Origin of the sequence: Burkholderia mycopellens (assembly GCF_964265025.1) — a bacterium.
In the GTDB taxonomy this organism is placed as follows: Bacteria; Pseudomonadota; Gammaproteobacteria; order Burkholderiales; family Burkholderiaceae; genus Burkholderia.
The window spans coordinates 634928-657432 of record NZ_OZ183803.1 but is presented as its reverse complement, the minus strand read 5'-3'; the positions used below and the strand labels follow the sequence as shown (position 1 = coordinate 657432).

The window sequence follows — 22505 nt, the reverse complement described above, 5'->3', positions numbered from 1 at the left end:
CATCGAATCGGCGCGCGGGCCGTGTCGTGCCTGCGCGCCACGAACGCGCGGGCGTGTCCAACCGTTGAGATGAGGATCACGTATGCAGACATCACGCAAAGCACTGCCGCTCGCCCTGGGTCTCGCGCTCGGTTTCGGCATCGTCGGCGGCACCGCGGCCGATACGAAAGTCTCGAATCCGCAAGCAACGAGCCTGCGCGAAAGCCTGACGCGCGGCGTCGCGCCGCCGGCCGCCAAGGCCGATACGGCCGCCGGGCAGTTTCGCCCCGACGGCGTCGCCGTCACGCTGTACAACCCCGCATATCGCGCGAAGAAAGCCGCCACGACGCCTGCCGCCACCGCGCGCGACTTCGTCGCGTCGCAGGCCACGCAGCTCGGGCTCGACACGACAGCGCTCGCGAGCCTCGTCGTCACGTCGGAGCGCAACGATGCCGACTTCACCGTCGTGCGCCTGCAGCAGCAGGCGGCCGGATTGCCCGTGTACGGCAGCGACATCGCGGTGACGGTCGCGAAGGATGGCCGCATCCTGTACGTCGCGAGCAACACGATCAACGGCGTGGTGGCGACGTCGCGCAAGTCGCAGGCCGTCGACCAGCAGCAGGCGCTCGACCGCGCACGCGCGTATCTCGGCGTGAGCGGCTTCACGAACCTCGATGCGCAGCTCGTCGCGTTCGTCGACAAGACGGGCACGCATACCGCATGGAAGGTGCGCGGCCGCCCGAACGACGGTCCGAAAGGCGACTGGGAACTGCTGATCGACTCGGGCAGCGGCGAAGTGCTGCGCGCCGAGGACAAGGCGTTCTACGCGACCGACGGCACGGGCTTCGTGTTCCGGCCCGATCCGCTATCGCCGACCAGGAGCAGCTACGGCAGCACCGGCTACAAGGACAGCAACGACGCCGATTCGTCGCAACTCACCGCGGCGCGCGTACGCGTGACGCTGAAGGATCTCGCGCAGTCGGGCGCACGCTACTCGCTGTCGGGCCCGTACGCGGTATGCGTCGATTTCGATGCGCCGCTCGACAAGGCGTGCCCCGTGCAGTCGACGCCCGCATTCGAGTTCACGCGCGGCAACCTGTTTTTCGAGGCCGTGAACGCGTACTACCACATCGACACGTTCCTGCGTTACGTGAACCAGACGCTCGGTATCAAGGCGCTGCCGTACCAGTACACGGGTGGCGTGCAGTACGACCCGCACGGCGAATCGGGCGACGACAACTCGTCGTACTCGTCGAGCAGCGGCCGACTGACCTTCGGTCAAGGCGGCGTCGACGATGCGGAGGATGCGGACGTCGTGATCCACGAACTCGGCCACGGCATCCACGACTGGGTGACGAACGGCGGGCTGTCGCAGCAGGAAGGGTTGTCCGAAGGCACCGGCGACTATCTCGCCGCCGCTTACAGCCGCGACTTCAACCAGTGGAGCCCGACGGATGCGCAGTACCACTGGGTCTACAACTGGGACGGCCACAACGAGTTCTGGGGCGGCCGCGTGACCAACTGGAACGTCGGGCGCACCTATGCGCAGGCGCGCGGCGCTGAGATCCATACGGCCGGCCAGTACTGGGCCTCGTGCAACCTCGTCGCACGCGACGCGATCGGTGCGCAGGCGATGGACAAGGCGTTCCTGAAAGGGTTGTCGATGACCAACAGCTCGACCAACCAGAAGGCCGCCGCGCAGGCCGTGCTGACCGCCGCATCCGCGCTCGGCTACAGCAACGCGCAACTCACCGCGATCGGCAATGCGTACAACCAGAGTTGCACGTACGGCGTGACCGTACCGAAGAAGTCGTAATTCCGCAGCAGGCGGGGGCGCATCGCACGGCCTGCGGCACGCCCTCTTCCCCGACATCGCCATCCTCACGAGATCGAACATGCCTACTCTGAAACTGAGCCGCCTGAGCGTCGCACTGGGCGGCATGCTGCTGACCGCCGCCGCACATGCGACGCCGGTGTGGATCACACTCGGTGACGCCGCGTTCCGCCAGCTGCAGCGGATCGACGCCGGCGCCGCCGCGCAAACCAGCACGACCCTCGACGCCGGCAAGACGGCTGACGGCGCGGCGCGCCGCGAAACCGTTCACGTCGTCGAAATCGACGATTCACGACTCGGCGAGCTCGCCCACGCCGTTCACCATACCCGCGGCCACGGGCCCGGCTATGTCGTGCACGACTCGTTCGACGAAGCGCGCCAGGCACTGCAGCCGTTGCCGCCGACGCTCGCGAAACAGGCCACCGCCGCCGTGTACAAGGTATCGAACGCGCCGCAGATCGGCACGTGGATCCAGCAGCTGCAAGCCAGCAACATCGTCGGCACGATCACGTCGCTGTCCGGCTTCACGAACCGCTACTACACGACGTCGCACGGTGTCGCCGCATCGGACTGGCTCGCACTGCAGTGGAAGCAGCTGGCGGGTTCGCGCGCCGACGTCACCGTCGAGCAGTTCGCGCACACGGGCTTTCCGCAGAAATCCGTAATCCTGACGATCCGTGGCAGCGATCCGGCCGCGGGCACCATCGTGCTGGGCGGCCACCTCGATTCGACGGTCGGCCGCACGACGGAGAACACGCGCTCGCCCGGCGCGGATGACGATGCGTCGGGTATCGCGAGCCTGACCGAAGCGCTGCGCGTGCTGCTGGCGAACAACTACAAGCCGAAGCGGACGATCAAGTTCGTCGGATACGCGGCCGAGGAAGCCGGGCTGCTCGGCTCGAAGGCGATCGCGAAGCAGTTCCGCGCGCAGAATGCGAACGTGGTCGGCGTGCTGCAGCTCGACATGACGAACTACAAGGGCGATCCGAAGGACATCTACCTGATCACCGACTACACGAATGCGGCGCAGAACACCTACCTGACGAATCTGGCGAAGACCTACCTGCCGGAACTCGCGATCGGCACGTCGCAGTGCGGGTATGCGTGCTCGGATCACGCATCGTGGAATGCGCAAGGGTATCCGGCGTCGTTCCCGTTCGAGGCCGACCAGAACGACAGCCCGTATATCCATACCGTGAACGACACGCTGGAGAATTCGGATCGCCAGGCGAACCACGCGCTGAAGTTCGGCAAGCTGGCGCTCGCCTATGCGGTCGATCTCGGCGGGGATGGCGGTACGGTCGCGAAACCCTGACGGCGCGTTGCCGCTCGTTCGTCCGTCGATCGGTGCGGAAATGAAGGAAGCGCGTGCGCGTCGTTCGCACACGCTTCCTTCCCGATGATGCCGGTCGGCGCCTCGTGGAGACGCATGCAAAAACGACCGCTACGGAAGCGTCACGGCGCGTAACGTGCCGCGCGATCGACTCGATCGAACCGGACACGCGCGCGCATCCGGATAGAATCGTCACTCGACCACTCCGCTACACGCCTCCCGCCATGACCGACACCTCCCGCTCCATCGACGACCTGTCGCCCGCTCGCGTCACGACCGCCTTCGACCTGCCCGGCCATACGACCGTTCGCTCGCTCGGCGTCGCACAGGGCATCATCGTGCGCTCGCGCTCGATCGTCGGCTCGTTCGGGGCATCGCTGCAGACGATCTTCGGCGGCAATATCACGCTGTATACGTCGCTGTGCGAGAAGGCTCGCCAGCAGGCATTCGACAAGATGCTCGACGATGCGCGCAAGCTCGGCGCGAACGCGATCGTCGCGATGCGCTACGACTCGACCGAGATCGGCGCGGGCGTGACGGAAGTCATCTGCTACGGCACGGCCGTGCGCGTGATGCAGGACGCGTGACGCCTGATGCGCGTCAGACGTCGCGCTCGAGCGACTTCATGTTCGTGAGCTGCGGAAACAGCCGCATCCAGGCGAGCGCAACCGCGATCGTCGCGGCGCCGCCGACGACGATCGCCGTCGGCGCGCCCCACCACGCGGCCGTCACGCCCGATTCGAATTCGCCGAGCTGATTCGACGTGCCGATGAACAGCGAATTGACCGCGCTCACGCGTCCGAGCATGTCGTCGGGCGTGCGAAGCTGCACGAGCGACAGGCGCACGACGACGCTGACCACGTCCGATGCGCCGAGTGCCGCCAGCGCGACGAGCGACAGCGCGAAGTGCCGCGACACGCCGAACACGATCGTCGCGATGCCGAACGCGATCACGCCGCCGAACATCGCACGGCCCGGCCGCCCTTTCAGCGGGAAACGCGTGAGCCACAGCGTGCCCGCGAGCGCACCGACCGCGGGCGCCGCACGCAGTGCACCGAGCCCCCATGGCCCGACCTGCAGGATGTCGCGCGCGTAGATCGGCAGCAGCGCGGTCGCGCCGCCGAACAGCACCGCGAACAGGTCGAGCGACAGTGCGCCAAGGATCGCCGGTTCGCGCCGGATGAATGCGATCCCGGAGAATACCGAGCGCAGCGTGACCGGCTCGCGTGCGGGCGGCGCACTGCGCAGCGGAATCGTGCCGCTCAGCATCGCCGCGATCGCGAACGCCGCGACGCTCGTGCCGAACGCGGCGGGCGCACCGACACCATAGAGCAGCCCGCCGAACGCAGGCCCGAGGATCTGCGCAGCCTGGTTGGCGGACGTCGACAGCGCGGTCGCACGCGGCAGGTCGGTGCGCGGCACGACAGCCGGCAGCAGCGACGACACCGACGGCGACTCGAACGCGCGGGCCGTGCCGACGATCGCGGCGAGCGCATACACGGCCGGCGCGGCCAGCCATCCTTGGGCAGCACCGAGCAGGAACACGCCGGCGGCCAGCGCCTCGACGCTCTGGCAGATCGTCGCGATGCGCCGGCGATCGTAGCGGTCGGCCACCTGCCCGACGACGAGCGTCAGCGCGAACATCGGCACGAACTGCGCGAGGCCGACGAGCCCGAGTGCGAACGCGCTATGCGTGAGCGCGTAGACATACCAGCCGACGGCGACCGACAGGATCTGGAAAGCCAGGGAAGACATCACGCGCGTGCCCCAGAAGCGCTGGAACGGGACGTGACGGAACAGGTTGGCGGGTAACGGGGACAAGGGGCTGGAGTCGGGCACGGAGTCGGTCATCGAGGTTTCGGCGGGCGGCGCTGCGCGCCGGTACCGTTCGGGAAACGACCGCGCGCGCCGCTGCGTGCGCGCGACAACGGTACGGACGCGGCCAAAGCGCGATGATATGCCAACCGCGGAGAACGGGCCGCGGGCACGGTTGCCGGCGATTCCGGCGGCCGTGTTGACCACGGCCGCCGGGCAGTGGCCCGGTTAAAGGATCCTCTGACGCAGGCGGCCCGCGAGCTTCATCGCGGCGCAACGCCCGTGTCGCTCGAGCCCATGACAACGCCGAACAGACGTTGGCCTTCCGGCGTGTCCTCGACCCGCCAGCCCTCGGCGCTCAACGCTTCCCGGATTCGGTCGGCTTGCGCCCAGTCCTGGTCCGCCCTCGCGCGCTCACGCTCACCAAGCCACGCACGGACGTATTCCGGAACGTCGAGCCCAACCGGCCTCCATTCGCGCAAATCGAGGCCAAGCACGGTGTCGAAGCTGTCCACGGTCGCTTTCAGGGTCGCGGGCGGCAGGTTGCTCCTGACCAGATCCCACAGCACCGCAAGCGCCCTGGGCAGGTTCAAGTCGTCGTTCACTTCGGCATCGAATCGCGCGACGAAATCTGCATCGATGCGCCCGCCGTCCGGCCAGCCGGCATAGAGGTGCCGCATTCGATTCAGCGCGGTATGCGCCGCGTCGAGCGACGCCCACGTGAAATGCAGCTTGCTTCGGTAATGGGCTGTCAGGCACAGGTAGCGGTACGCGAGCGGATCGACATTGCGGCTCTGCAAGGTCTGCAGACGGACGAAATCGCCGCTCGACTTCGACATCTTCGTATCGGCGTCGAGCGTCAGGAAGTGCCCGTGCATCCAGTAGTTCGCGAGATGCGTGCCGTGGGCCGCCCGCGTCTGCGCAATCTCGTTGCTGTGATGCACGGCGATATGATCCTCGCCGCCGCAATGGATATCGAACAACGTCCCGAGATACTTCGCCGACATCGCCGAGCATTCGATATGCCAGCCCGGAAAGCCGCGCCCCCACGGGCTGTCCCATTCCATTTGCCGCTTGACGCCGGCCGGGCTGAACTTCCACAACGCAAAATCCGTGATGCTCCGCTTCTCGCCCAGCGCCACGCGCTTGCCCGCCTGCAGCCCCGCGCGATCCAGCCGCGCGAGATAACCGTAGTCGTCCTGCCGGCTGGTGTCGAAGTAGAGGCCGTCGCTCGTCCGATAGACGTAGCCGGCCCGGTCGAGCGTATCGATGAACGCGATCTGTTCGGCGATGTGATCGGTGGCGCGGCACCAGACCGTCGGCTCGAGCAGGTGGAGCGCGCGCCAGTCCCGGACGAAAGCCTCGGTGTAGCGCCGGGCGATGGCCCACGCCGATTCGCCGGTCCGACGGCTCCCCTTCTCCATCTTGTCTTCGCCTTCGTCCGCATCCGAAGTCAGGTGGCCAACGTCGGTGATGTTGACGACATGCCGGACCGCATATCCGTTGCGCTCCAGGACGCGGCGCAGGAGGTCCTCGAACACGTAGGTTCTCAGGTTGCCGATGTGGGCATCGTCGTAGACCGTGGGGCCGCAGCAGTACATGCCGACCTGCCCGGCCCGGATTGGCGTGAAGGGGCGCACAGTACGCGACCAGGTGTCATACAGCGCAAGCGGCATCGAGTTTCTCCGTCCCGAAAGTGTCGGCCCAAAAACAAAAAGGCCGCCTGTTTTGCATCACAGGCGGCCGGAAGGCGATTGCTTGAACGTTCAGCGAGTTCGCTGGACGCAATGTCCCCCTGGCATGTTCTGACAACATGCGCGGATCAGAGAGGAGGGGGAAATGGCGCGATCAAGCATGCGGACGATGCTAGCGCCTATATACGGCAATGGTCAATACCATCGGACAGCCGCTCCCGATGACGACCCCGCGGCAGTCGCCACGCGGCCGGCACCGACCCATGCGGATCCGATGCACGGTTTCACCCGTCAAAAAAAAGCGCGAACCTCGGTTCGCGCCAAAGAGAGACCTCTCGCTGAAGACGTCGCCGTCCCACACCACCTCGCTCAGAACGAATGCCGCATCCCGATCCGCACGTCGGCCTGCGTCTGCGTCGTCGACGGCGTGAAGCTGTAGCCGACCACCGCATCGACGCCTTGCGACGCGCGCAGGTAATCGCCGGAGATGTACACGTCCGTGCGCTTCGACAGCAGGTAATGCAGGCCCGCCGTACCCTGGTTCCAGTGATGGCCTTCGAAGCGCGTGTGCTGGTAGCCGGCAATCAGGCTCAGCGCCGGCGTGAACTGGTACGAGCCGCCGCCTTCATACACCTGCATGTGCGACGACTGGCCAAAGCCCTTGATTGTCGTGTACGAGAAGTTGGCGTCGAGCGTCAGCTTGCCGATCGTGTAGCTCGAGCCGATGCCGAACGTGCCCTGGCTGTCGATGTCCATCGGCGTGTTCGCGAACAGGTCGGTGCGTGCGCCGGTCGCCGGATCGACGGTGACGGTCTGCTGGCCGAGGAACGTGTGCGTGCCGATCATCGCGTACGGGTCGAACGCATAGATGCCGTTCGGGTTGTTCAGGCGCGTGTACGCGGCGCCGATCGAGAAGTCGCCCTTCGTGAAGCTCGCGCCCGCGCTCCATGCGCTGTTGCGATGGAAGTTGCCCGCGACGTTGCCGAACGAGTACATCGCGCCGAACTTGAAGCCGCTGAGATCGTTCGACAGGAACTTCACCGAGTTCGGCAGGCGGTCGCCGTTGAAGCGGTCGAAGTCGCCCTGGTGGATCGCATAGCCGCTGCCCCACGCGGAGATGTTGTAGATCGACACGAGTTCGTTCGTGATGTCGAGCTGGTTGCCGAACGACAGCGTGCCCCAGTCGTTCTGCAGGCCGACATACGCCTGCCGGCCGAACTCCGCGCCGCCGAAGCCGAGCTGCCCGTTGCCGAGATGGAAGCCGCTCTCGAGGGTGAACACGGCCTTCAGGCCGCCGCCGAGATCTTCCGTGCCCTTGAGGCCGAAACGGTTCCCGTACGCGACGCCGTCGTCGAACTTGACCACGTGCGAGCCGCCCGTGTTGTTCACGTACGTGATGCCCGCGTCGAGAATCCCGTACAGCGTCACACTGCTCTGCGCATGCCCGATGGCGGGTACACAGGCCGCGCATGCAAGCGCGGCGGCTACGGCAACTTTCGTATGCTTCATTATCGACCACCCTCCCTGAACCGTTCGATGGAACGAACCTCGTTCCGGCGCGCGCCGCGATGCGCCGGTGGATTCGAATTCGGTACGCCTGATGGCTTCGGAATTTCGTTTTCCGCAATAACGCAGCCATTGGCGAAAAATACAAACCCATATTTCGCGTCACCCGTCTGAAGGCGACACCAAATGGTCACGATGCGACCGGTCGGGAAAACACGTAGACGGCGGCGCGGTAAAAACCGGCCGCCCGGAGGGAGCGAATCAGTGACCGTCGAGGGCCGCGCGCACGGCCGGCAGGCCCGGTGCGCCGGCCGCCGTCGTCACGCCGTCCAGCCAGCCGGCAACCAGCGCCGGGTCGGCCTTCAGCGCATGCTGCGCCGCGAGCGCGGGCGATGTCTTGTGGTCGAGCATGTCGGCGATCATCCGGTTCTCGACGTCGACGGAGAACGTCATCTGCCGGAACAGCCGCGCGAGGTTCGCGCACTGGCCGGCGAATCCGGCGCGCGTGACGGTGTTGACCGTCGCGCCGCCGTAGTTCGGGCCGAAATACGCATCACCGCCCGACAGGTAGGTCAGGTGGAACTTCGTGTTCATCAGGTGCGGCTCCCACGCGAGGAACACGATCCAGCGCTTGTCGCGCACCGCGCGCTCGACCTGCGTGAGCATGCCCGTCTCGCTCGATTCGACGAGCGACCAGTTCGCCGGGCCGAGCGCATGGTCGGACAGCAGCCGCTTGATGTTCTGGTTCGCGGGCGCGCCGGGCTCGATCCCGTAGATCTTGCCGCCGAAGCGGTCCGCGTAGCGCGCGAGATCGGCGAACGTATGCACGCCGGCGGCCGCCACGTAATCGGGCACCGCGAGCGTGAACTTCGCGCCGCTCAGGTTCGCGTGCAGCACATCGATCGATTTCTCGTCGACGAACGGCTTCACGAGCGGCGCCTGAGCGGGCATCCAGTTGCCGAGGAACACGTCGACCTGCCCTTTCTTGAGCCCCTGGTACGTGATCGGCACCGACAGGTTCGCCACGTCCTGCCGGTAGCCGAGCGCCTTCAGCACGACGCCCGCCATCGCGTTCGTCGCATCGATGTCGGTCCAGCCGGGCGCCGCCATCTTCACGTCGCTGCACGTCTGCGGGTCGGCCGCGTGCGCGGCCTGCGTCGTCATCAGGCACGCGGCCGCGGCGAGCGCCGTGCCGATCCGGATTGCTGCATTGCATTGCCGTTCCATCGTCCGCTTCCTCCGTCTTTCGTCAGTGATCGCGATGCGGGACGCTCAGCGCCCGACGCGCGGAAAACGCGCCATCGCCTCGAGCGTGTCGAGTTCGATGTGATTGCGCATGTAACGCTGGCTCGCGTCGGTGAACGGCTGCCAGTCCCACGCCTGGATACGGCCCTGTGTCGTCGCCGCGTAATGGAAGCGCCGGCGCCGCTGGCTCGCGCGCACCTGCCGGTCCAGCTCGGGCAGGTTCCAGCGCTGCGCGGCTTGCGCGCGAAACGCGGCGAGCACGTCGGCCGCTTCCGGCGTGCCGGCGAGGTTCGTCAGCTCACGCGGGTCGTCGCAGAGGTGGTAGAGCTGGTCGGGATCGGCCGGGCAATGCACGTACTTCCAGTCGCCGCTGCGGATCATCACGACCGGCGCAACCGCGCCTTCCGCGAGGTATTCGCCGAGCGCGACGTCGTGCGCCGGCGCGCCGTGCAGGTGCGGCACGAGGCTCGCGCCATCGACCGGGTCGGGCCAGCCGCCGGCCGGCGCGACGCCGGCCAGGTCGACGAGCGTCGGCAGCAGGTCCACGTGCGACACGGGCCCGCGCACGCGCGCGGCGCCGAAGCGGCCCGGCGCATGGACGATCAGCGGCACGCGGCAGCCGCCTTCGAAGAACGTCATCTTGTACCAGAGCCCGCGTTCGCCAAGCATGTCGCCGTGGTCGGACGTGACGATCACGATCGTATCGTCGGCGAATCCGCACTGTTCGAGCGCGGCCAGCACGCTGCCGAACTGCGCATCGACGTAGGACGTCGCACCGTAGTAGGCGCGGCGCGCGGCGCGGATCTGCGCGTCGGTCGGCGGCGTGCGGTCGTTCTCGCAGACGAAGCGCAGCCGCTGCGAATGCGGGTCGCTGTCGGCTGCATCGAGCCGCACGGCCGGCATGTCGATCTCGTCGTCGCTGTATTGATCCCAGTATTCCCGGGTGATCGCATACGGGTCGTGCGGATGGGTCAGCGACACGACCATGCAGAACGGCCGCGCATCGTGCCCGGCCGCCCGCTCGCGCGCGACGTCGTATAGCTTCTGCTTCGCCGCGAACGTGACTTCGTCATCGAAATCGAGCTGGTTCGTACGCACGCACGGGCCGGCCTCCAGCACCGAACTCATGTTGTGATACCAGCTCGGCCGCTCGGCCGGCCTGTCCCAGTCGGGCACCCAACCGAAATCGGCCGGATAGATGTCGGTCGTGAGCCGCTCCTCGAAGCCGTGCAACTGGTCGGGCCCGCAGAAATGCATCTTGCCGGACAGCATCGTCCGGTAGCCGCCCGCGCGCAGGTAGTGCGCGAACGTCAGCGTTTGCGCCGGCAATTCGGCGGCGTTATCGTAGGCGCCGATCCCCGACGGCAGCTTGCCCGTCAGCAGCGAGAAACGCGACGGCGCGCACAGCGGGCTCGCGCAGTATGCGGCGTCGAAGACGACGCCTTGCGCGGCGAGACGGTCCAGCGTCGGCGTGCGCGCGACGCGATTGCCGTAGGCCGGCAGCGCGAACGGCGTGAGCTGGTCGGCCATCAGGATCAGGATGTTGGGTGTCGGGTTCGTCATCGGCAGTCGTGGGGAAAACGGTGTTCGAATGGAACGGCGCGCCGCTCGCGCAGCGAGGCGTCCGGCATGACGGAAGCGGCTCGACGAAAGTGCCGCACGGGCGGGCCGCGCTGGCTAGAATCGCGGAATACGATGCGTGCCGCCCGTGACGCGGGCTGCAAAGCGCGCCGTGAAGCGCGCCGTAAAGCACGCATGCCGCACCGTCCGAAGCACTATCGCCCGCCCGAATTCGCGCGGGTAGGCGTCCGGCCCTTATGGGGCCATTAGAGAGACTTATGTCGAAATCCGAACCGTTACCGTCGATGCAGGCGCTGCGCGCGTTCGAATCGGCCGCCCGGCTCGCGAGCTTCACGGCCGCCGCGCGCGAGCTCGGCTCCACCCAGCCGGCCGTGAGCCAGCAAGTGTTCCAGCTCGAAGCCGAACTGGGCGTGCCGCTGTTCGAACGCAGCCCGCGCGGCGTCACGCTGACGGCCGACGGCCAGTGCCTGTACGAAGCCGTGCGGCTGAGCCTCGACACGCTGCGCGGCGCGACCGCGACCCTGCGTGCGCGCCGCGAGCACGGCGCACTCACGATCGTCACCGACTTCGGCTTCGCGACTTACTGGCTGATGCCGCGCCTGGCCGGGCTGAAGCGCGTGATGCCGGATGTCGACGTGCGTGTCGTCACGTCACAGGATTACGACGCGCAGCGCGACCATGGCGACATCGCAATCCTGTTCGGCGACGGCCACTGGCCGTCGTGCACCGCCGCACGACTCTTTCCGGAATCGGTCACGCCCGTGTGCTCACCCGCGTTCCGTGACGCGCACCCGCACGTCGCGCGGGCCGAGCACCTGCTCGCCCTACCGCTGCTGCACGTGCAGCCGACGCGCCCCGAGCGCTGGCTGTCGTGGTCCGGCTGGTTCGACGCGCACGGCCTCGATACGGCGGCGGCCGCGCGCGGCGTGACCTTCAACAGCTACGCGCTCGTGATCCACGCGGCGCTGCTCGGCGAAGGCGTCGCGCTCGGCTGGTCGCCGCTCGTCGACGAACTCGTCGCGTCCGGGCAACTCGTGGAGCTCGTCGACGCGCCGGTCGTCACATCGCGCGGCTACTTCCTGGTGCGGCCGCCGCAGCGGCCCGAGCCGGACGCAACCCACGTGTTCCGGCGCTGGCTGCTCGACGCATGCGCGAGCGCGTGACGGGCCCTGCCCGCCCCCGCGCGCTGGCGCGCCGATACCAGCCACACGGCGCGTTGGTTCTATCCGCCCCGAAATCGTCCTGATTTACTTGAGCCTCCCGCTACCCGCGCGGCGCGGCGCTTTCGTGCGCCGCCGCACGGCCGTGCGCCCATGCCACCCGAGGAGTCTCATGACCGCCGAGCACCGCCCCGATCAATTCGTCCTGACACTGTCGTGCCCGAGCGCGGCCGGCCAGGTCGCCGCCGTCGTCGGCTTTCTCGATCGCCATCGCTGCTACGTCGATGCGCTGAACGTGTTCGACGACGATCTCAGCAACCGCTTCTTCGTGCGCTGCGTCTTTCATCCGACGGATGAAACGCTGCAGATCGACGCGCTGCGCCACGAATTCGCGCCGATCGCGGCCGGCCTCGGCGGCGAGCAGGGCGACATGCAGTGGGCCATCCACGACGTGAACGCACGGCCCAAGGTGCTGATCATGGTGTCGAAGCTCGAGCACTGCCTCGCGGACTTGCTGTTCCGCTGGCGCATGGGCGAGCTGAAGATGGACATCGTCGGCATCGTGTCGAACCATCCCGACTTCGAGCCGCTCGCCGTGCAGCACGGGCTGCCGTTCCGTCACTTTCCGATCACCGCCGATACGAAGGCGCAGCAGGAAGCGCAGTGGCTCGACTTCTTCGAGTCGAGCGGCGCCGAACTCGTGATCCTCGCCCGCTACATGCAGGTGCTGTCGCGGGAGACGAGCGCAAAGCTCGCGAACCGCGCGATCAACATCCATCATTCGTTCCTGCCGGGCTTCAAGGGCGCGAAGCCGTATCACCAGGCGCATGCGCGCGGCGTGAAGCTGATCGGCGCGACCGCGCACTTCGTCACCGACGATCTCGACGAAGGCCCGATCATCGAGCAGGTGGTCGAACGCGTCGATCATGCGCTGCGCCCCGAGCAACTGCTCGCGGTGGGGCGCGACGTCGAATCGCTCACGCTCGCGCGCGCGGTGAAGGCGTTCATCGAGCGGCGGGTGTTTCTGAACGGTGACCGGACGGTGGTGTTTTCGTAACGCGCGAAGGACGCGACGCTCATGGGGTGACCGACGGCACGCGCGCGGGCGTCGTGCCGATGCGACGCGCCCTGCGCCGCAGGTACAGGTTGTTCAGGATCAGCGCCGTGCCCGTCAGGGCCGCGCCCGCGATCTGTGCATGATTGGGCACGACGCCCGTGAATGCGGAAACGGCGAATGCCGTGATGGGTACGATGTCCATGAACAGCACGCCGTTCATCGGCCCGAGAATCCGGTTGCCCGTCATCCAGAGCAGGATCGCGCCGAAACCGGCCACCGGCCCCATGTACACGAGATGCGGCAGCACCGCGTGCACGGCGGCGAGAGATGGCGCCGCAATCCGGTGCATGACGATCAGCGCCAGGTTGACCGCGACGATCGTGGTCAGCCCGAGCCACGTCGTGAAGGTCGTGTATTTCAGCGCCGACCAGCGGGTAAAGCGCGCCGCGCCGAACGTATAGACGACCCAACACAACGCGCCGACGACGATCAGCGCATTGGCCGCATAGTGCCGCGGTTCGTGCAGCGCGGCGATCACGTCGCCGCGCGTGATGACGAGGGCCACGCCGGTAAAGGACAGCACGACGAACAGGATCGACACCGGTGCGGGCGCGACACGCCGCAACAGGGCATTGAGCAGGAGCCCCATCATCGGCTGCGTGGCCATCATGATCGACGCGGTCAGCGCGCCTTCGTCGCCGGCCAGTTGCTGCCCCAGGAATACGAACGATCCGAATCCGCAAAAGCCGATCGACCCGAGCAGCCACGCGAGCGCCACGGGCTCGCCGGCCGACCGGAACGCACCGGGCCCTTCGACGATCCGCAGCAACGCGACGAAGCCCGTGCCCGCAATCAGATAGCGCAGCGACGTGAACGTAAAGGGATCGATGTACCGCAACGCATCGGTCATCACCGGAAACATCACGCCCATCAGGATCGTCGCGGCCATACAGGCCACGACGCCTTTCCCGTACGCGTTCACGCCGGGCACTGCGAGTGTTGGGTTATTCATGACCGATCATTCCCAAATTAATTGAAAAATGATGCCGGTGCGGCTGCGCGCAGCGGCAGTGTCGTGTCAACGTCCTTGCTATCCTTGCCTACCCTTCACGGTTGCGATGCGAGCATTCGGAATATCCCGAATTTGAAATCGATCATTCTCAAAATCGTCAAAAAAATCAGGCGAGCGCCCGCATCGCGATATCGACGATCGATGCCAGCTCCGCCTCCGACGCACTCGACTTGCCCAGCACGCGCATACCCTGGATCAGGCACAGCAGGAATCGGCCGACCTCTTCCGGATCGAGATGCCGATCGAAATCGCCGGCCTGCTGGCCGCGCGCGACGGCCAGACTGAATTGCGTGCCGATGCGCAGCAGGGTCGACTCGATGTACGGGCGCAGTGCGTCGTCGCCGGGCAGGAGTTCGACGGCCGAATTCGTGATGAAGCAGCCGCGCCGCTCCGACAGCCGCGCACCGATTTCCGTGTAGTACAGGAGCGCCTCCCGGAGTGCCTGCCGCGGCGGCAGATCGGCCGAGAGCCGCTCCTTGAGCCGTGCGATCGCGCCTTCCGCATAGCGGTCGAACGCGGCGACCAGCAGCCCGTGCTTGTCGCCGAACGTGCGGTACAGGCTGCCGCGGAAAACGCCGGTCGCCTCGCACAACGCGTCGATCGACGTCGCGTGATACCCCTGCTCCCAGAACACGCGTGCAGCGGCGTCGATCACCTCGTCGGTGTCGAATTCACGTGGGCGCCCCCTGTCACGGGCGCCGGAAGATGTCGAAGTCGGGCTCATGGATGTCGATATTAGAACCGATCGTTCTCAAAATCAAGCGGTCACGCGCTCCGTGAATGTGTCGCGCACGCCGGCATGAATGACGAAAGCCCGACCGCTTGCCAGCCGGTCGGGCTTTCTTCATTGGTTGCCGTGACATCGATCGCAGCGTCCGTGTGCGGTTTCCGGACGCTGCGCGCCGTTACACGGCCTGGTGCGTCACTTCACCCATGCAAAGTAATACGACAGCCAGATCGTCAGCCCCGCGCCGACCAGCGCCGCGTAAGGCATCAGGTTCAGCCACATCGCGCGCTTCGGCACCTCGAGCTCCATGTCGCGCTGCATCTGCGCGGGGAAGCGGCCGCGATCCTGCCAGTAGTGGCGGAACAGGAACACCGGCACGATCAGCAGCATCGCGATCAGCCCGTTGCGCAGCGTGCCTTCACCCTGCAGGTTCGCACCCGCGCCGACATAGACGAGGTTCGCGTAGCCGCAGATCGCGCCGCCGACGAGCAGCCACGTCGGGCAGCGGAACGGCCGATCCCAGTTGCCGCGATCCATCCGGTGGATCCAGCCCGACTGAAGATTCAGGAATACGAACAGCATGTAGCAGACGTTCGAGATCGACAGCACCGTCATGTAGTCCGACATCATCAGCAACACGAGGTTGAAGCCGAGATCGGTCCACATCGCGCGCGTGGGCGAGCCGTGCTCGTTCACGTGCGACAGGTACTTCGGCAGCCAGCCGTCGACCGATGCCTGGTACAGCGTGCGCGACGAGCCCATCATCGACGTCATCACGATCAGCAGGATCGACAGCATCAGCATCACGACGACCGCATTCGCGACCCACGCACCGCCGCCGACGATCTTCGCCATCGCGGCCGCGACGCCGGTGCCGTCGCCGATCGCCGGATCGAGCATCGCCTGCGTGCCGAGCGCACCCTGGAACGCCAGCGGCACGAGCGTCATCACGACGAGACAGAGCGCGCCCGACCAGAAGATCGCCTTAGCGGTGTCGCGACGCGGATCGCGGAATTCGCGCGTGTAGCAGACGGCCGTCTCGAAGCCGTACGACGCCCAGCCGGCCATGAACATCGCGCCGAGCGCCATCGTGACGCCCTGGCCGTTCCACGAACCGAACGTCGCGGCCGTGAGATTGCCGTGCGCGTCGTGACCGAGCGGCAGCAGCGGGAGCAGGTTCGACATCGGCACGTCGCCCGTGACGAACGGCACGATGCCGACGATCAACAGCGGCGTGAGCGACGCGATGCCGAGAATGCGCTGCGTGCGCGCAGCCTTCGATGCACCGCTGTGCTGAAGCTTGAAGGTAATGAGAAGCAGGATCGTCGCGATGATGAACGTCGCATTGATCCGCAGGGATAGACCCGGCTTGATGAACCCCAGATCCGCAACCTTGAGCTGCCAGTGCAGCACCGCCGCGTCGGCGGGAAAGAGACTCGTGAGCGCATAGCTCGCCGCGAGGCCGCAGCCGAGCGCGAGCATCGGCGACCACGCGAGCCAGTTGCACCACACGGAAACCGGGGCAATCAGCTTGCTGTAACGGACCCAGCCAATCGCGCCGTACACCGACGCGCCGCCCGATTTATGGGGAAATAGCCCGGATATTTCCGCATAAGTCGCGCTTTGAATCAGCCCCATCGTGATCGCGGCGATCCAGATCGCCCACGCGGGCTGGCCGATCGTCGCGCATACGCCACCGATCGTGAACAGCACGCCTGCCGGCACGCCGCTCGTCACCCAAAAAGCGTCTTTCCAAGTCAGGCCACGATGCAGCGTGTGGCCTGTCGAATCATGTGAGATGGTTGCTTCCACATCACTGGTGCTGTTCGCACGCAGTCCTGCCTGACTCATCCAATTCCTCCTCTCGATCAGCGTGAGCGCTTCAGCGCTTACTCTGGTCCGATGCAAAGCAGATGATTCCGCACAAGGGCCGTAGTGTAACAATTTACGGGGTTTTCTGCAGAATCAAGAAAATAATTCCGGGATATGACCGCATCGCAGTGCGATTATTTCGATATCCTTCCGATCAATCCCGGACTGTCTCGTCGTTGTTTTATTGCGTCGTATCGTCGCGGCTTATTGCACGCCTTCCGTCCACGCATTCACGCGGTCGGCATGCGCAGCAATCCATGCATCGGCGGCCGCATCGGGCTTCGAGCCGTTCTGGATCGCCAGCATCACGCTGTCGATTTCACCCGGCTTCCACTGGAATTTCTTCAGGAAGGCCACCACCGGCTTCGCCTTCGTTTCGAGCCCCGGATTCACGACGCTGTCGACGTGCTCCGCGCCGCCGAACACCTTTTTCGGATCCTCGAGGAAGCGCAGCTTCCACTTCGCGAACATCCAGTGCGGCGCCCAGCCCGTCACGATGACCGGCTTGTTCGCATTGACCGAACGCGACAGTTCGGCCGTCATCGCGCTGCCCGAGCTCGGCATCAGCGTGTAGTTCAGCCCGTAGCTCTTGATCGCGTCGTCGGTCTTGCGCATCACGCCGGCGCCGGCATCGATGCCAACGATCCGGCCGCCGAAGCTGCCCTTCTCCGCGTTCAGGTCGTCGATGCTCTTCGCCTTCACGTACGCGGGCACGATCAGGCCGATCTTCGCATCGGGAAAATTGGCACCGAGGTCGACGACCTTCGCCTTGTACTCGTCCCAGTACGAGCCGTGCGTGACCGGCAACCACGCGGACAGCGTTGCATCGAGATCGCCGCGCGCAACGCCCTGCCACATGATCCCGGCGGCGACCGGCACGAGCTGAACCTGGTAACCGAGCTTCTTCTCGATCACGCGCGCTGCAACGTTCGACGTCGCCACGCTGTCGTCCCAGCCTTCGACGTAGCCGATCTTCAGCGTGGGCTTCGTATCGGCGAGCGCCGACGCGCTCAGCGCCACCATTGCCGACAGTGCGCCGGTCCACAACATTTTTCCGAACAGCTTCATGGTCGATCTCCTTGATATGCGCCTGCGCGCGTTGCCTCTCTAGGTTCTTCAACCACAAATCCACGGTATCGTTGTTTTCCGACGGATGCTTGTCCGGACGCGACGCGCCCGGACAGCCGATGGCGCGATTTGACTACTTGTCGATCACGAGATCGGACAGCGGCTTACTGCAGCACAGCAGCACCATCCCCTGGTCGATCTCGCGCTGGCGGATGCCGCCGTTGTGCTTCATTTCAACCTGCCCCGACACGAGCTTCACCTTGCAGGTGCCGCACATGCCCTGCGTGCACGAGGCCGGCAGCCGCACGCCCGACTGGCGCGCCGCATCCAGCACGTGCTGCTCCGAGCCGCACGAAATCTCGCGATTGCTCTTTGCGAAGCTGACCGTGTACTGCTTCGTGTCGGTGTCCGTACCTTCGGCCGGCGGCGCGAGATCGGCGAGCAGCTCGTCGCTCGCGGTCTGCGCGAGCGTTTCGAACGAGAAGCTCTCCTCGTGATACTGCTTGCGATCGAAGCCGGCTTCGTCGAGCAGGTCGCGCACGGCCTTCATGTACGGCGCGGGGCCGCACGTGAAGATTTCGCGCTCCATGAAATCCGGTGCGATCAGCTTCAGCAGCGGCAGCGTCAGGAAACCCGTGACGCCCGGCCAGTTGGTGCGCGCGCCCAAGCGCTCGACGACGAACGACGTGCGGAAGTTCGTATGATTCGACGCGATCAGGTCGAGCTCGCGCGCGAAGATGATGTCGTCCGGCGTGCGCGCGCTGTGCACGAACAGGATGTCTCGATCCTCGGCGAGATCATGGTGCGCGCGGCTCATCGACATCAGCGGCGTGACGCCCGAGCCGGCCGACAGGAACAGGTATTTGCGCGCCGGGTGCCGCGCGCACGTGAATTCGCCGGCCGGGCCGAGCACGCGCACCGATGCGCCCGGCTGCAGGTTGTCGTGCAGCCAGTTCGACACCTTGCCGCCCGGCACGCGCTTGACCGTGATCGACACCGTGTGCGGGCGCGCGGGAGACGACGAGATCGTGTAGCAGCGGTTGATCGTTTCGCCGTCGATGTCGAGCTCGAGCGTCAGGAACTGCCCGGGTTCGAACGAGAACGAGCGGCCCTGCGGCGAACGGAAGAAGAAACTCTTCACGTCGTGCGTTTCCTGCCGCACGTGGCAGCACACCAGCGTTTCCTCGACGTCGCTCGTCCAGCGCTCGGGAAGGGCGTTCCAGAACGCCGGGCGCGTGACCCGGCTGTCCACCGGCTCGAATTGGGCCGCATCTCGCATCATGTGTAACTCCGCTTGCTGTTCCGCTGACGACTACGCGCCGGTTTTTTCGGCGAGCCGGCCGATGTACCAGGCCGAGAATTTTTCGACGAGACCTTCCGTGTACGGCGAATACGGACCCGGCTCGTACGCGCTGCTGGTCGCGCCGCGCTGCGAGAATTCGACGAGCGCGCGATCCTGGTCGTTGGTCGCGTTCCACACGGCCGTGAGGTTCTTCACGTCGTAGTCGATGCCTTCCTTCGCATCCTTGTTCACGAGCCACTTCGTGCGCACGAGCGTCTTGCCTGCCGACAGCGGGATCACCGAGAACGTCACGATGTGATCGCTCATGAAGTGATGCCACGAGTTCGGCTGCGTCCAGAACGACAGCCCGCCGAGATCGGCCTTGTCGAAACCGCCGAGCAGCTTCTTCGACGCGACCTTCGCATCGAGCGTCTGCGATTCGCCATGGCGATCGAGCGGCAGGCGCTGCGTGCGGAAACCCGTGACGTCGAGCAGCTTCTCGATCTCGGCGGACGGCAGGCCCATTTCGGCCCACTCCTTGCCGCGCCGCACGCATGTTTCCGCGAACGCGTCCATGCCTTCGGCGTTGGCGTCGGAACGCTGGTAGCCGAAGCCGTATTCGTACAGCGAGATGGTGAGCTCCGGATGGTTCGCGACGCAGTGATAGCACTCGCGGTTGTTCTCCATCGTGAGCTTCCAGTTGCCTTCCTCGATGATGTCGATCTGCGCGGCGATCTTCGTGTTCGGCAGATCGTGCGGCAGCAGGTACGGCTCCATCTCGGCGCGCAGCTGCGCGAAGTCGGCGGGCGGCTCGTCGGCGAGGCAGATGAAGATCAGGCCCGCCAGGTTCTCGACGTGCACCGACTTCAGGCTGTGCTTGCAGCGGTCGAACTTCTCGCCCATGTGCTCGGCGAACATCAGCTGGCCCGTCAGGTTGTAGGTCCAGCTGTGGTACGGGCACACGATGTTGCCGACCGAGCCCTTGTCTTCGTTGCACAGGCGCGCGCCGCGGTGACGGCACACGTTGTGGAACGCGCGGATCGCCATGTCGTCGTCGCGCACGATCAGGATCGAATCGCTCCCCAGTTCCACGGTCACGTAGTCGCCCGGCTCCGGAATATCCGGCTCGATCGCCACCTGGATCCAGTGCTGGCGGAAAATCGCCTCCATGTCGAGCGCGAAGATGTCCTCGCTCGTGTAGAACGGCGCTTCGAGGCTGTACCCTTCCTTGCGCCGCTCGATCAATGCACGAATGTCTGCCGTTACTTTCATCGTTTGCTCCGGATTCCTTGCATCCCTGGGTTCTTGCCGACAGGCATCAAAATCAGTAGTCGATGAGCTGATGCTCGCGCAAATACGCGAGGATCACTTGTGCTTTTTCGACCGAACTCCCTTCATTTACGACGTTGCCGCCACGGCTTTCGGTCGTCGTCGCGGACAGCATCCGGGCATGCCCGGAGCGCTTCTCGGCGGCGACCAGCTTTACGGGTTTACGCTCGACCGGGCCGACCGTCCACGCGGCCGCGTCGGTGTCCGTGCCGGGTGCCGCGAGCGCGGGCCGGATCGCGCCGGCGCGCAGCCGCGCATACGCATAGCGCGGCTCGGCATTGGCGAGCGGATGAACGGCGACGACGGCCGGCAGCGCCGCGTCGACGCGCCGCCTCAGCCCTTTCGGCAAAAATTGCCGGACGGCCACGCGGCCGCCTTCGACCGTCACGTCGACGGCCGAGCCGACCAGCGGATAACCCAGCGCTGCGGCGATGCGGTACGGGAGCATCCCGGTGTCGTACGCGCCTTCGGCGCGCGTGCCGGTCAGCACGAGGTCGTAGTCTTCGACGCGTGCGGCGAGCGCATGCACGGCGTCGTCGCCGTCTCGACAGGCCAGCACCTCGACCTCCCGGGCGCCGAGCGCCAGATATTCGGCAAGCGCCGCATTCGCGGGGTCGCCCGCATGGATCACGTCGAGCTGCGCGCGATGCCGCTCCGCGAGCTGGCGACCGGTTTCGAGCGCGGCGGCGTCGTTGCGGCTATAGCGCGCGACGCCGCTGACCGGATGGCGGCCGACGGACACGAGCACCGCAATGCGTTGCAACGGGCGGGGGGCGTTCATGCGGCAACTCCTTCCGGTTCACGGGTGCCGACTGCAGCCGGCGATTCGCCACGCGCGGCGCGCGCGGCCTGCACCTGTTCGATCAGCGCGGCGATCGTGCCCTGTGCGTCGCCGACGACCGTCAGGTTCGCGCGCTTCGCGATCGGCGCACTGCCGTCGAGGTTCACGGCGATCACGTGACGGCAATCCTTGATCCCCTGCAAGTGCTGCACCGCGCCCGAGATGCCGAACGCGATGTACACGCTCGCCTCGACCGTCTTGCCGGTCGCACCGACCTGCTTGTCGCGCGTGAAGTGGCCGTTGTCGACCGCGACGCGGCTCGCGCCGATCGCCGCGCCGAACGCGCCGGCCAGCCGCTCGAATGCGCCGATGTCGGACACGCCGTTGCCGGCCGACACGATGAAATCGGCTTCCTCGAGCGCGACCTGGGCCGCGTCGATCTCGTCGAGACCGAGATCGCGGTACGGCTGCGCGGCGTCATGCGCCGGGCGGATGAAGTCGGCGGCCAGGCGTTCGCCCGCGCCGAGGAACGGCAGCTTCGCGTCGACCACGTTCTGCGCGAGCAGGATCACGTCGGGCAGCGCACGGGTGGCAAACGCGCGCCCGGCCTGCGCATACGCACCGACATGCTTCGCGTCGATCTCGACGACGTGCGTCGCGACGCTCGCGCCGGCGGCCGCCGCGTAACGCCGGCCGAGATCGCCGTCGCCCGTCGCGTTGTCGGGCACGAACACGTGTTTCGGTGCGAGTGCGGCAACGCAGGCCTGCAGCGCTTGCAATTCGCTTTCAGGGTCGAACGTGCGTCGATCGAAACCGGAGAGTTCAAGCAGCTTGTCGACGCCCAACTCGGCCACGTCATCCTTCAGCTCGCCAAACGCGAGCAGCGCGACTTCGGTCTGCGCATCGGCGAGCAATGCGGCGGCAGCGATCGCCTGCCGCGAATGATCGTCGAGCGCGCCACGTTCACTGTGCGCGACCACCAGCATCACGTGCTTCGGATCCTGCACCGCGCGGCGCGGCTTCGCAGCCGCTGCGCCATGACCATGTGCGGACCCGTGCACGGCGTTCGCATCGGCGCTGCCTTCCTCGCCGAGCGTGATGCGCTTCAGGCCGGCGGCCGTGATGATGAACGGCCGGCGCGGATCGATTCGTTTGATCGTATTCATCGAT

General features: G+C 66.2%; 18 protein-coding genes. 5 read left to right on the top strand and 13 right to left on the bottom strand.

What is annotated here, in order from left to right; translation table 11 throughout:
* Positions 1-82 precede the first annotated feature (82 nt).
* The 3 genes from ACPTTC_RS21210 (at position 83) to ACPTTC_RS21200 (ending at position 3733) form a co-directional block, all read left to right on the top strand.
* Positions 83-1795, top strand: coding sequence for a M36 family metallopeptidase (locus ACPTTC_RS21210; protein ID WP_423393780.1), 1713 nt, complete (start codon positions 83-85; stop codon positions 1793-1795).
* A 79-nt stretch (positions 1796-1874) separates the two neighbouring features.
* Positions 1875-3128 (top strand): M20/M25/M40 family metallo-hydrolase, encoded by a 1254-nt coding sequence (locus tag ACPTTC_RS21205; protein ID WP_423393779.1) that lies wholly within the window; start codon positions 1875-1877, stop codon positions 3126-3128.
* A 242-nt stretch (positions 3129-3370) separates the two neighbouring features.
* Positions 3371-3733: a YbjQ family protein gene (locus ACPTTC_RS21200; RefSeq protein WP_423393778.1), complete on the top strand. Its 363-nt coding sequence runs from the start codon at positions 3371-3373 to the stop codon at positions 3731-3733.
* A gap of 13 nt (positions 3734-3746) precedes the next feature.
* On the opposite strand, the gene ACPTTC_RS21195 is transcribed toward ACPTTC_RS21200, so the two are convergent.
* The 5 genes from ACPTTC_RS21195 to betC form a co-directional block, all read right to left on the bottom strand.
* Entirely contained in the window at positions 3747-4997 is a 1251-nt protein-coding gene (locus ACPTTC_RS21195; protein WP_423393777.1) for an MFS transporter, read from the bottom strand.
* Between the two features lie 227 nt (positions 4998-5224).
* Entirely contained in the window at positions 5225-6637 is a 1413-nt protein-coding gene (gene cysS / locus ACPTTC_RS21190; RefSeq protein WP_423393776.1) for a cysteine--tRNA ligase, read from the bottom strand.
* 387 nt (positions 6638-7024) lie between these two features.
* Complete coding sequence (locus tag ACPTTC_RS21185) at positions 7025-8164, bottom strand: porin (protein ID WP_423393775.1); 1140 nt, start codon at positions 8162-8164, stop codon at positions 7025-7027.
* A gap of 258 nt (positions 8165-8422) precedes the next feature.
* Positions 8423-9388, bottom strand: a complete 966-nt coding sequence (gene choX / locus ACPTTC_RS21180; protein ID WP_423393774.1) for a choline ABC transporter substrate-binding protein — start codon at positions 9386-9388, stop codon at positions 8423-8425.
* A 45-nt stretch (positions 9389-9433) separates the two neighbouring features.
* Positions 9434-10969 (bottom strand): choline-sulfatase, encoded by a 1536-nt coding sequence (betC, locus tag ACPTTC_RS21175; protein WP_423393773.1) that lies wholly within the window; start codon positions 10967-10969, stop codon positions 9434-9436.
* A 275-nt stretch (positions 10970-11244) separates the two neighbouring features.
* Between betC and ACPTTC_RS21170 the strand changes: the two genes are divergently transcribed.
* Together ACPTTC_RS21170 and purU are read left to right on the top strand one after the other, a co-directional pair.
* Positions 11245-12150 (top strand): choline sulfate utilization transcriptional regulator, encoded by a 906-nt coding sequence (locus ACPTTC_RS21170; protein WP_423393772.1) that lies wholly within the window; start codon positions 11245-11247, stop codon positions 12148-12150.
* Between the two features lie 169 nt (positions 12151-12319).
* Positions 12320-13204, top strand: a complete 885-nt coding sequence (gene purU / locus ACPTTC_RS21165; protein ID WP_423393771.1) for a formyltetrahydrofolate deformylase — start codon at positions 12320-12322, stop codon at positions 13202-13204.
* Between the two features lie 19 nt (positions 13205-13223).
* Here purU and ACPTTC_RS21160 read toward each other — a convergent pair whose 3' ends face one another.
* The 8 genes from ACPTTC_RS21160 to ACPTTC_RS21125 all read right to left on the bottom strand — a co-directional run bounded on the left by ACPTTC_RS21160 (position 13224) and on the right by ACPTTC_RS21125 (position 22501).
* Positions 13224-14216: a DMT family transporter gene (locus ACPTTC_RS21160; RefSeq protein ID WP_423393770.1), complete on the bottom strand. Its 993-nt coding sequence runs from the start codon at positions 14214-14216 to the stop codon at positions 13224-13226.
* Between the two features lie 166 nt (positions 14217-14382).
* The gene (locus ACPTTC_RS21155) at positions 14383-15000 is read right to left on the bottom strand and encodes a TetR/AcrR family transcriptional regulator (protein WP_423393769.1); all 618 of its coding nucleotides are present in this window, start codon (positions 14998-15000) and stop codon (positions 14383-14385) included.
* Between the two features lie 198 nt (positions 15001-15198).
* The gene (locus ACPTTC_RS21150; RefSeq protein WP_423393768.1) at positions 15199-16854 is read right to left on the bottom strand and encodes an APC family permease; all 1656 of its coding nucleotides are present in this window, start codon (positions 16852-16854) and stop codon (positions 15199-15201) included.
* 225 nt (positions 16855-17079) lie between these two features.
* Positions 17080-17943, bottom strand: coding sequence for a glycine betaine ABC transporter substrate-binding protein (locus tag ACPTTC_RS21145; RefSeq protein ID WP_423393767.1), 864 nt, complete (start codon positions 17941-17943; stop codon positions 17080-17082).
* A 133-nt stretch (positions 17944-18076) separates the two neighbouring features.
* The gene (locus ACPTTC_RS21140; protein ID WP_423393766.1) at positions 18077-19225 is read right to left on the bottom strand and encodes an FAD-binding oxidoreductase; all 1149 of its coding nucleotides are present in this window, start codon (positions 19223-19225) and stop codon (positions 18077-18079) included.
* A gap of 30 nt (positions 19226-19255) precedes the next feature.
* Positions 19256-20497, bottom strand: a complete 1242-nt coding sequence (locus tag ACPTTC_RS21135) for an aromatic ring-hydroxylating oxygenase subunit alpha (RefSeq protein WP_423393765.1) — start codon at positions 20495-20497, stop codon at positions 19256-19258.
* A gap of 52 nt (positions 20498-20549) precedes the next feature.
* Positions 20550-21335 carry an electron transfer flavoprotein subunit beta/FixA family protein gene (locus tag ACPTTC_RS21130; RefSeq protein WP_423393764.1) on the bottom strand — a complete coding sequence of 262 codons (786 nt, stop codon included), beginning with the start codon at positions 21333-21335 and terminating at the stop codon, positions 20550-20552.
* Positions 21332-22501 carry an electron transfer flavoprotein subunit alpha/FixB family protein gene (locus ACPTTC_RS21125; protein ID WP_423393763.1) on the bottom strand — a complete coding sequence of 390 codons (1170 nt, stop codon included), beginning with the start codon at positions 22499-22501 and terminating at the stop codon, positions 21332-21334. Before ACPTTC_RS21125 ends, ACPTTC_RS21130 begins: the two co-directional genes overlap by 4 nt.
* Positions 22502-22505: the final 4 nt, after the last annotated feature.